The 9,319-nt window shown below is 69.3% G+C and carries 11 protein-coding genes, 1 tRNA gene, 1 pseudogene and 1 riboswitch; of the genes and pseudogenes, 7 read left to right on the top strand and 6 right to left on the bottom strand.

Annotated features, from left to right (window positions below):
- A pseudogene (locus IH13_RS0124370) lies at nucleotides 1-340 on the top strand (penicillin-binding protein); the annotation flags it as partial.
- Between the two features lie 27 nt (nucleotides 341-367).
- Here IH13_RS0124370 and IH13_RS0124365 read toward each other — a convergent pair.
- From IH13_RS0124365 to IH13_RS0124355, 3 genes are all read right to left on the bottom strand, one after another.
- Nucleotides 368-688: a DMT family transporter gene (locus tag IH13_RS0124365; RefSeq protein WP_031087846.1), complete on the bottom strand. Its 321-nt coding sequence runs from the start codon at nucleotides 686-688 to the stop codon at nucleotides 368-370.
- 38 nt (nucleotides 689-726) lie between these two features.
- A riboswitch (guanidine-III (ykkC-III) riboswitch) is annotated at nucleotides 727-789 on the bottom strand.
- 136 nt (nucleotides 790-925) lie between these two features.
- A complete protein-coding gene (locus tag IH13_RS0124360) occupies nucleotides 926-1,264 on the bottom strand; it encodes a GroES family chaperonin (protein WP_031087845.1) in 339 nt (112 codons plus the stop codon).
- Nucleotides 1,265-1,376: 112 nt separating this feature from the next.
- Nucleotides 1,377-1,715, bottom strand: coding sequence for a DUF3618 domain-containing protein (locus IH13_RS0124355; RefSeq protein WP_031087844.1), 339 nt, complete (start codon nucleotides 1,713-1,715; stop codon nucleotides 1,377-1,379).
- Between the two features lie 129 nt (nucleotides 1,716-1,844).
- On the opposite strand from IH13_RS0124355, the gene bcp reads away from it, so the two are divergent.
- The 5 genes from bcp to IH13_RS0124330 all read left to right on the top strand — a co-directional run bounded on the left by bcp (nucleotide 1,845) and on the right by IH13_RS0124330 (nucleotide 5,534).
- Entirely contained in the window at nucleotides 1,845-2,312 is a 468-nt protein-coding gene (bcp, locus tag IH13_RS0124350; RefSeq protein ID WP_031087843.1) for a thioredoxin-dependent thiol peroxidase, read from the top strand.
- A 122-nt stretch (nucleotides 2,313-2,434) separates the two neighbouring features.
- Nucleotides 2,435-3,931 carry a glycine betaine/L-proline transporter ProP gene (gene proP / locus IH13_RS0124345; protein WP_031087842.1) on the top strand — a complete coding sequence of 499 codons (1,497 nt, stop codon included), beginning with the start codon at nucleotides 2,435-2,437 and terminating at the stop codon, nucleotides 3,929-3,931.
- 147 nt (nucleotides 3,932-4,078) lie between these two features.
- Nucleotides 4,079-4,735 (top strand): HNH endonuclease signature motif containing protein, encoded by a 657-nt coding sequence (locus IH13_RS0124340; RefSeq protein ID WP_031087841.1) that lies wholly within the window; start codon nucleotides 4,079-4,081, stop codon nucleotides 4,733-4,735.
- A complete protein-coding gene (locus IH13_RS0124335; RefSeq protein ID WP_031087840.1) occupies nucleotides 4,732-5,418 on the top strand; it encodes an HNH endonuclease signature motif containing protein in 687 nt (228 codons plus the stop codon). Before IH13_RS0124340 ends, IH13_RS0124335 begins: the two co-directional genes overlap by 4 nt.
- Nucleotides 5,419-5,449: 31 nt before the next feature.
- A tRNA-Leu gene (locus IH13_RS0124330) sits at nucleotides 5,450-5,534 on the top strand.
- Between the two features lie 57 nt (nucleotides 5,535-5,591).
- On the opposite strand, the gene rdgB is transcribed toward IH13_RS0124330, so the two are convergent.
- The 3 genes from rdgB to IH13_RS0124315 all read right to left on the bottom strand — a co-directional run bounded on the left by rdgB (nucleotide 5,592) and on the right by IH13_RS0124315 (nucleotide 7,527).
- Nucleotides 5,592-6,194, bottom strand: a complete 603-nt coding sequence (gene rdgB / locus IH13_RS0124325) for an RdgB/HAM1 family non-canonical purine NTP pyrophosphatase (RefSeq protein ID WP_031087839.1) — start codon at nucleotides 6,192-6,194, stop codon at nucleotides 5,592-5,594.
- 139 nt (nucleotides 6,195-6,333) lie between these two features.
- On the bottom strand, nucleotides 6,334-7,071 hold the full coding sequence (gene rph, locus IH13_RS0124320; RefSeq protein ID WP_031087837.1) for a ribonuclease PH: 738 nt from the start codon (nucleotides 7,069-7,071) through the stop codon (nucleotides 6,334-6,336).
- A 156-nt stretch (nucleotides 7,072-7,227) separates the two neighbouring features.
- Nucleotides 7,228-7,527 carry a PTS sugar transporter subunit IIB gene (locus tag IH13_RS0124315; protein ID WP_082317689.1) on the bottom strand — a complete coding sequence of 100 codons (300 nt, stop codon included), beginning with the start codon at nucleotides 7,525-7,527 and terminating at the stop codon, nucleotides 7,228-7,230.
- 152 nt (nucleotides 7,528-7,679) lie between these two features.
- Here IH13_RS0124315 and IH13_RS0124310 point away from each other — a divergent pair, with 152 nt between their 5' ends.
- A complete protein-coding gene (locus tag IH13_RS0124310; protein ID WP_031087834.1) occupies nucleotides 7,680-8,939 on the top strand; it encodes a PTS transporter subunit EIIC in 1,260 nt (419 codons plus the stop codon).
- Nucleotides 8,940-9,319 lie beyond the last annotated feature (380 nt).

The raw sequence follows: 9,319 nt of genomic DNA, 5'->3' as shown, positions 1-9,319 counted from the left end.
CGAGACCTGGGGCGCCTACACCCGGGCCGCACTGAAAGGCAGCGACGCCCAGGACTTCGAACTGGAAGCCGACGAAGGACCCGAGGAACAGGACGAGGACACGGACCCCTCCAAGCGCCCCCGGGACACCGAGGAGGCCGGAGGCCGCGACAGCGCCTCACCCACGGCGAGGTCACCCAGGGACCGCACCGGCACGAAGCCGGCCGGCACCCCCGCACCCGCCGACCCGGGACGCGCCCCCGCGGGCGGAGCGACGGCCTCCCCGGCACCGAAGCCGACCCGGCACGACAGCGCCCCGAAGACGGCGCCCGCGACCCCGGCCGGCACTCCGGGACCCTGACCCGGCAGGGCCCCGGAACGGGCGGCGTCAGTGCCCGGACGTCGCCTTCAGCCCCACCACCGCCACCAGCAGCAGACAGACGAAGAAGATCCGGGCCGCGGTCACCGGCTCGTTCAGCACCACCATGCCCAGCACCGCCGCACCCGCCGCACCGATCCCGACCCACACCCCGTAGGCCGTACCGATCGGCAGCGTCTTCGCCGCGTGCGACAGCAGCACCATGCTGGCCACGATCCCGGCCCCGGTGAACACGCTCGGCCACAGCCGCGTGAACCCCTCGGTGTACTTCATCCCGATCGACCAGGCCACTTCCAGCAGACCGGCGACCACCAGCAGAACCCACGCCATGACGGCACCTCCACAGACGAACACGCGGACAGAACACGGGTGCGTCGTCTTTGCGGAAACCCGGTACGGCGCGTCTCGTCGGGGGCGGTCCCACCGTAGCAACACCCGCGCGCACGACAGAAGGCCTGGTGACCACCGCCACCAGGCCTTCTCCGGCCCTCCCGGCCCTACCGGCCGTCCCGGCCGCTCCGGGGCACCCCGGAGGACGCCGCCCCGGAAGGAGAGCGCCAGCGGTTCCTACAGATACAGCCCGGTCGAATCCACCGAACCCTCGAAACGGTCCGCCGCCACCGCGTGCAGGTCCCGCTCCCGCATCAACACGTACGCCACCCCGCGGACCTCCACCTCGGCCCGGTCCTCGGGGTCGTACAGCACCCGGTCGCCCGGCTCCACGGTCCGCACGTTCTGACCGACCGCGACCACTACGGCCCACGCCAGACGCCGGCCCACCGCCGCCGTCGCCGGAATCAGAATGCCCCCGCCGGAACGCCGCTCGCCCTCGGGCGAATCGGACCGGACCAGCACACGGTCGTGCAGCATCCGGATGGGCAGCTTGTCGTCGGTGTTCTCGCTCACGCCCCGAACCTACCTGCCCGGGGCCCGCCCGCACGCCCCCGGGGCACCACGGAAAGCCGGCCGGGACGGGCGCGGGGCCCACCACCGCCGAAAGGGTTCCGCGAACCCGTCCTCAGCGCTTCTTCCGGCGCGAGGAGCCCGACGAGCGCGACGACACCGTCAGCAGCGCCACCGCTCCCGCCACCAGCAGCGCCGCCGGGATCACCCGGTCCAGACGCGGGGAGCCGTCCTCCGCCACGAACTGCGCCTTCACGCCCGACACCGACCGGTTCACGGCGACGTACGCCCGCCCGGCCGTGCGGTCCACGGTCGACGCCACCCTGGCCTTCGCGTCGTCCATGATCGTCTTCGGGTGCACCCGCACCCCGATCTCGTCCAGCACCACCGCAAGCTGCTCACGCCTGCTGATGATGTCCGCCTCGATCTGCGCAGGGGTCCTGGTATCCGACACTGCGCCGCCTCCGTGGTCGTCGTCCGGTGAACCTTCATCGACAGTCTGTCAGCTCGACCGCCCGTACACCCGGCGGCACCCCCTATTACGCTCGGTCCCGCACACCCCGTATGCCACTCGAGGAGAGACATGAGCGAGCGACTGCAGACCGGCGACACCGCCCCCGCCTTCACCCTTCCGGACGCCGACGGCAACGATGTCTCGCTCGCGGACCACAAGGGCCGCAAGGTCATCGTCTACTTCTACCCAGCCGCGCTTACCCCCGGTTGCACCAAGCAGGCCTGCGACTTCACCGACAACCTGGAGATCCTGGCCACGGCCGGCTACGACGTCATCGGCGTGTCCCCCGACAAGCCGGAGAAGCTCGCGACGTTCCGTGAGAAGGAAGACCTCAAGGTCACCCTGGTCGGGGACCCCTCCAAGGAGGTCCTGGAGGCCTACGGCGCCTACGGAGAGAAGAAGCTCTACGGCAAAGTGGTGACGGGCGTCATCCGGTCCACGATCGTCGTGGACGAAGAGGGCAAGGTGGAGCGGGCTCTCTACAACGTCAAGGCGACGGGTCACGTAGCCAAGATCATCAAGGACCTCGGCATCTGACCCGGACCGCTCCCCCTGGCCGAAACCTGTGACCGACGTCGCAATCGGCCGTTGATTCGGTTTGCAACCGCCATGACCGCGCAGAAGCCTTTCCTGAACACCGTCGAGGAAAGGACCCGGCCATGGCGGCCCCCGACCCCCACCAGGTGGCCGACCCTGAAGCGGTCAAACGCCACCCCGCACTCTTCCGTGCGATCAGAAAGCGCCAGAACCCCCGCCTCCGCCGGACCGACATCACGGTCACCGACGACCAGGCGGTCAAGCGCGCGGTGAAGGCGGCGTCGCTCGGTAACGCCATGGAGTGGTTCGACTTCGGCATCTACTCCTACCTGGCCGTCACCATCGGCCACGTCTTCTTCCCCTCCGGGAACGACACGACCCAGCTCCTCTCCTCGTTCGCCACCTTCGCGGTCGCCTTCCTCGTCCGGCCGCTGGGCGGGATGTTCTTCGGGCCCATGGGCGACAAGATCGGCCGCAAGAAGGTCCTCGCCCTCACCATGATCCTCATGGCGGTCGGCACCTTCGCGATCGGCCTGATCCCCTCCCACGGCACGATCGGCGTCTGGGCCGCCGTCCTGCTGATCTTCTTCCGTATGCTCCAGGGCTTCTCGACCGGCGGTGAGTACGGCGGCGCCTCCACCTTCATCGCCGAGTACGCCCCCGACAAGCGCCGCGGCTTCTTCGGCAGCTTCCTCGAATTCGGCACCCTGGCCGGCTACGTGGGCGCGGCCGGCCTCGTCACCGCCCTCTACGCCGTGCTGGACACCGCCCAGATGGAGTCCTGGGGCTGGCGCATCCCGTTCCTGGTCGCGGGCCCGCTCGGCCTGGTCGGCCTCTACCTGCGACTGCGCCTGGACGAGACCCCCGCCTTCCAGAAGCTGGAGGGCGGCACGGCGCACGCCACGGAGGCCGCCGACCACGTGGAGTCCACCGCCAAGGGCGACCTGGCCAAGATCTTCCGCCAGTACTGGCCGACGCTGATCCTCTGCATCGCCCTGGTCGGCGCGTACAACATCACCGACTACATGCTGCTGTCGTACATGCCGACGTACCTCTCCGACGAACTCGGCTACAGCGAGACGCACGGCCTGCTCATCCTGCTCGCGGTCATGGTCTTCCTGATGCTGGTCATCAGCCGGTTCGGCAAGCTCTCCGACCGCTTCGGCCGCAAGCCGCTGCTGATGACGGGCATGCTCGGCTTCCTGTTCCTGTCGCTCCCGGCGTTCCTGCTGATCCGCCAGGGCAGCATCATCGCCATCACGGTCGGCATGCTGATGCTCGGCCTCTCCCTGGTCTGCATGCTGGGCACGATGTCCGCCGCCCTCCCGGCGCTGTTCCCGACCAACGTCCGCTACGGCTCCCTCTCCGTCGGCTACAACCTCTCGGCCTCGATCTTCGGCGGCACGACCCCGCTGGTGATCACGGCCCTGATCAGCTGGTCCGGCTCGAACCTGATGCCGGCGTACTACGCGATGGCGGCGGCCCTGATCGGCGTGATCGCGGTGGCCTGCATGAAGGAGACCGCCAACAAGCCCCTGGCCGGCTCCCCGCCCTCGGTGGAGACGGCGGAGGAGGCCGCGGAACTGGTCCAGGCCCAGAGCCCGGACCCGAAGTTCTGACCCAGCCACTGCCGAAGGGCCCGTACCGCTTCACCGGAAGCGGTACGGGCCCTTCCACATCTCATCGCATTGCGGACGTGACCATCCGATTAACGGATCGTTGCTCCGTACGAGACCTCGAACGCCCGGTCACACAGGGAGGGAAGCATGCCGGCAAGCCCCTACACGCGCGAGCGCCTCACAGAGGCAGCGTCGTCGTCACGGACCCTTTCGGAGGCACTGACAAAGCTCGGGGTCCACCCGAAGAGTTCGACACGACGGTACGTTCGGGACCGCATGAGGAAGATGGGCATCGCCACCGGGCACTTCGAGCGGGAGAACGCCCGCTGGACCAGGGAGATCCTCGAGCCCGCGGTGGCCGCGTCGACAAGTGTGTACGAGGTGCTCCAGCGTCTCGGCCTCGAAGCGGTGGGGGGCCACCACACCAACATCAGCCGACGCATCAAGGCATACGGCATCGACACCACGCACTTCACCCAGCTACCCCGGACCGGGACGAAGCAGCGTCGGCGCACCCCCGAAGAGCTGCTGGTGGAGGACACGTCCCCGCACGCTCGCCGCGTGCCCGGCGCCCGCCTCAAGTCGGCCATGTCGGCACACGGCATCGCGGAACGCTGCATTCTCTGCGGAACGGAACCCCTCTGGCGCGGGCGCCCGCTCCCACTCGAGGTGGACCACGTCAACGGGGACTGGCGCGACAACCGCCTGGAGAACCTGCGGCTCCTGTGCCCCAACTGCCACTCGGCGACCGACACGTATCGCGGTCGCGCCAAGGGACACCGCGCGAGGAGCGGCGACCGGTGAGCCGAAGGAAGCAGTACACCCGTGAGCAGTTGACCAGTGCCGCCAAAGAGTGCTCCGACATCGATGAGGTCATAGCGTTCTTCGGCACTCCTCCCTACGGACACCTCCGGCGCCATCTGTTACGGCGGTTCGCCCACTTCGGGATCGACGTCTCCCACTTCGGCTCCTGCGGCTCCGGTACGGTCGCCTCGCGCCCGGCCCGGGATACACTCTGTGAGGCCGTGGCGACCTCCCACTCCTGGGCGGAGCTGCTACGCAGACTCGGCCGCCGGGACAACAGGCATCAGCGGCACCTCCTGCGCCAGTGGATCGCGGAGGAAGCCATGACGACCTCACACTTCCTCGGTCAGGCGCACCAGCGCGGCAGCCCGGGTCCCACCCCCACCAGGCGCCCCGAAGACCTACTGGTGAAGCATGACGGTAAGCACCGCACCAAGACGGTGCTCCTGCGTCGGGCCCTGGCCGAGATCGGCGTGGCCGAGCGGTGCGGCGAGTGCGGACGCGATCCGGTCTGGCGCGGCAGCCCGATCACCCTGGAGGTCGACCACATCAACGGCGACTGGAGCGACGACCGTGCTGAGAACCTGCGGCTCCTGTGCCCGAACTGTCACGCCGTCACCACCACGTGGTGCCGAGGGGGCGCACGCCGCGCAGTGCACCCTGGAGACTCGCTCACCACGTAGGCGGCCCGCCCGGTACGATGGCAGGCGGCTAGCGGCGGTGGTGCAACTGGCGACACAGCAGACTTAGGATCTGTGGCCCGTGAAACGGCTTGAGGGTTCGAATCCCTTCCGCCGCACCGAGAGCGGCCTGCGAATCAAGGATCGATTCGCAGGCCGTTTCCATGTCCGGGGACTCAGCCCACCAGCTCCCGCACCACCGGCACCAGCGCCCGGAACGCCTTGCCGCGGTGGCTGATGGCGTTCTTCTCCGCCGGGGAGAGTTCCGCGCAGGTCCGGGAATCGCCGTCGGGCTGGAGGATCGGGTCGTAGCCGAAGCCGTGCGTGCCGGCCGGGGTGTGGCGCAGCGTGCCCGCCAGTCGGCCCTCGACCACGCGTTCCGTACCGTCGGGCAGGGCCAGGGCGGCGGCGCAGGCGAAGTAGGCGCCGCGGTGCGGGGAGTCGATGTCGGAGAGCTGGGCGAGCAGCAGGTCCAGGTTGGCGGCGTCGTCGCCGTGGGTGCCGGACCAGCGGGCCGAGAAGATGCCGGGGGCGCCGCCCAGGACGTCGACGCAGAGGCCGGAGTCGTCGGCGACGGCCGGGTGGCCGGTGGCCTGGGCCAGGGCGTGGGCCTTGAGCAGGGCGTTCTCGGCGAAGGTGACGCCGGTCTCCTTGACGTCGGGGATGTCGGGGTACGCGTCCGCGCCGACGAGGTCGTGGGTGAGTCCGGCGTCGGCGAGGATCGCGTGGAGTTCGGTGATCTTCCCGGCGTTGCGGGTGGCGAGGATGAGGCGGGTCATACCTCGATTATCAGGGGCCGCCGCCCGTGCGATCCCGGCCCGGACGGACTGGATACGCGGACGGGCGCACGGTCCGGCCCGTGCGCCCGTATCCGTCACCACGCCGTACGCGCCGTGCGCGCCGTACGCGGCCGCCTCGTCACCCGCCGAGAGTGCGGGCGAGCGCCTCCTCCTGGAGCGTGGCCAGGTCGACGCAGCCGGCGGTGGCGAGGTCGAGGAGGGCGTCCAGCTCGGCGCGGTCGAAGGGGGTGGCCTCGGCGGTCCCCTGGACCTCGACGAAGCGGCCGTCGCCGGTGCAGACGACGTTCATGTCGGTCTCGGCGCGGACGTCCTCCTCGTAGCAGAGGTCGAGGAGCGGGGTGCCGTCGACGATGCCGACGCTGACCGCGGCGACGGTGCCGGTGAGGGGCTTGCGGCCGTGCTTGACGATCTTCTTGCCCTGGGCCCAGGCGACGGCGTCCGCGAGGGCGACGTAGGCGCCGGTGATGGCGGCGGTGCGGGTGCCGCCGTCGGCCTGGAGGACGTCGCAGTCGAGGACGACGGTGTTCTCGCCGAGGGCCTTGTAGTCGATGACGGCGCGCAGCGAGCGGCCGATGAGCCGGCTGATCTCGTGGGTGCGGCCGCCGATCTTGCCGCGTACGGATTCACGGTCGCCGCGGGTGTTGGTGGAGCGGGGCAGCATGGAGTACTCGGCGGTGACCCAGCCTTCGCCGCTGCCCTTGCGCCAGCGCGGGACGCCTTCGGTGACGGAGGCGGTGCAGAAGACCTTGGTGTCGCCGAAGGAGATGAGCACGGACCCTTCGGCGTGCTTGCTCCATCCGCGTTCGATGGTGACGGGGCGGAGCTGTTCGGGGGTGCGGCCGTCGATACGAGACATGGTGTCGAGCCTATCGGCCGGAGGGGGGTGCCCCGGTCCGGGTCGCGGCGGGCCCCGCTTCCGGGACGGGTACGCGCCGCAGGCCCCGTTCCGGGCCGGGGGAGCGGCGGGAGCGGGGCCTGCGGGGTCTGCGCGGGCCGGGTGGCTGTCAGCCGGTCACATCATGTCTTCGATGTCGGCGGCGATGGGGTCGGCGTCGGTGCCGATGACGACCTGGATCGCGGTGCCCATCTTGACGACGCCGTGGGCGCCGGCGGCCTTGAGCGCGGCTTCGTCGACCTTGCTGGGGTCGTGGACCTCGGTGCGGAGGCGGGTGATGCAGCCTTCGATCTCGTCGATGTTGTCGATACCGCCGAGCCCGGCGACGATCTTCTCAGCCTTGCTGGCCATGTCCTTCTCCCTGGTCTTTACGTGCGTGGGCGGCCCACCGTGGGTCCGTTCGTCACGGTAACGCACGGTTGGCCCAACTTCACGGGCGGGTAACCGCACGGTCCCCAATGATGACGATCACTGGAGCCCCGCCTCGCGGAGGGGCTCCGCACCGTATCGCAACTGGTCTACACCAGTCTGCGACGACCGCCAAACCTGATGTGTTCGGGAGGATGCCGATGAGTGCGAACGCGGCGACAGCACCAGGGCGGAGGTGGTGGAACGGCCCGGTCCAGGGGCTGCAGAAAGTGGGCCGCAGCCTGCAGTTGCCGGTGGCCGTACTGCCGGCGGCCGGTCTGCTCGTCAGCCTCGGCAACCTCTTCGACTCGTATCTGCACGGCGCCTTCTGGGACAAGACCTCCAAGGTCCTGCTCAACGGCGGCAACGCCATCCTGGACGGTACGGTCGGACTCCCCCTGCTGTTCTGCATCGGCGTCGCGATCGGCTTCGCGAAGAAGGCCGACGGCTCGACGGCTCTCGCCGCGGTCGTCGGCTTCCTCGTGTACCGGGGGGTGCTGGGGGCGTTCCCGGTGGCCGGCTCGGTGACCGAGGCCCTTCCCGAGGGCGAACCGCAGAACCCCGGGGTCCTGGGCGGCATCCTCATCGGCCTGCTGACCGCCGTGGTGTGGCAGCGCTTCCACCGTACGAGGCTGGTCGACTGGCTGGGCTTCTTCAACGGCCGCCGGCTGGTGCCGATCCTGATGGCGTTCCTGTGCGTGGTCCTCGGCGTGCTGTTCGGCCTGTTGTGGCAGCCGGTGGGTGACGCGCTGACCTGGTTCTCCAAGCAGCTGATCGATCTCGGCGCGTGGGGCGCGGCGATCTTCGGCTTCGCGAACCGGTTGCTGATCCCGATCGGCATGCACCAGTTCCTGAACACGTTCTTCTGGTTCCAGGCGGGCGAGTTCACCGGGGGCGACGGCCAGACCGTCCAGGGCGACATCTCCCGGTTCTTCGCGCAGGACCCGTCGGCGGGGCAGTTCACCTCCGGGTTCTTCCCGATCATGATGTTCGGCCTGCCGGCCGCGGCACTGGCGATCGCGCACACCGCGCGGCCCGAGCGCCGCAAGGAAGTGGCGGGTCTAATGCTGTCCGTGGCGCTGACGTCGTTCGTGACGGGGGTGACGGAACCGCTGGAGTTCTCGTTCATGTTCGTCGCACCGCTGCTGTACGGGGTGCACGCGGTCCTCACCGGGGTCTCGATGGGGGTGACGTGGGCCCTGGGGGTGCACGCGGGGTTCAGCTTCTCGGCGGGGCTGATCGACTACGTCGTCAACTGGCACCTGGACACCAGACCCTGGCTGATCATCCCGATCGGACTGTGCTTCGCGGTCGTCTATTACGTGGTCTTCCGGTTCGCGATCACCAGGTTCGACCTTCCGACGCCGGGGAGGGAGCCCGAGGAGGAGGAGAAGAGAATCGAGGAGGACCTCACGAAGTAGCCCGAGCCAGGGAACGCGCCGCTCGCCCGGCCCCCGGACCGTACGGTCCGGGGGCTTCGCCGTGTCCGCGTACGGTCACCCTGGATGGCGGTGGGACTACCCGCCGTCAAGGAGGGAAATTGCAGGTTCCTTATCTAACCCTCACCGTGCTAAAACTGGTCTACACCACTGAGTGGTCCAGACCATGCGGCCGTCTCCCCGCCGCGTTCTCAGAGTCGCCGCCTCCCCTCATCCAAGACCTGGGCGGCACCTTGCCCCATGGAGGAAGTTGATGAGTACGGATACCGCTACGGCGGCACCCGGGAAGAAGAAGGGTGCGGGCGTCATGGCCGTCATGCAGCGCATCGGCCGCAGCCTCATGCCTGTCTCTTATACACATC

The organism is Streptomyces sp. NRRL WC-3549 (genome assembly GCF_000721935.1).
Classification (GTDB): domain Bacteria; phylum Actinomycetota; class Actinomycetes; order Streptomycetales; family Streptomycetaceae; genus Streptomyces.
This window is presented reverse-complemented; position numbering and strand designations above follow the sequence as displayed.

What these genes read in the sequence shown, in the direction of transcription:
- bcp (WP_031087843.1), top strand. Translation starts at nt 1,845, where the DNA reads ATGAGCGAGCGACTGCAGACCGGCGACACCGCCCCCGCCTTCACCCTT.
- IH13_RS0124365 (WP_031087846.1), bottom strand. Translation starts at nt 688, where the DNA reads ATGGCGTGGGTTCTGCTGGTGGTCGCCGGTCTGCTGGAAGTGGCCTGG.
- rph (WP_031087837.1), bottom strand. Translation starts at nt 7,071, where the DNA reads ATGTCTCGTATCGACGGCCGCACCCCCGAACAGCTCCGCCCCGTCACC.
- rdgB (WP_031087839.1), bottom strand. Translation starts at nt 6,194, where the DNA reads ATGACCCGCCTCATCCTCGCCACCCGCAACGCCGGGAAGATCACCGAA.
- IH13_RS0124310 (WP_031087834.1), top strand. Translation starts at nt 7,680, where the DNA reads ATGAGTGCGAACGCGGCGACAGCACCAGGGCGGAGGTGGTGGAACGGC.
- proP (WP_031087842.1), top strand. Translation starts at nt 2,435, where the DNA reads ATGGCGGCCCCCGACCCCCACCAGGTGGCCGACCCTGAAGCGGTCAAA.
- IH13_RS0124340 (WP_031087841.1), top strand. Translation starts at nt 4,079, where the DNA reads ATGCCGGCAAGCCCCTACACGCGCGAGCGCCTCACAGAGGCAGCGTCG.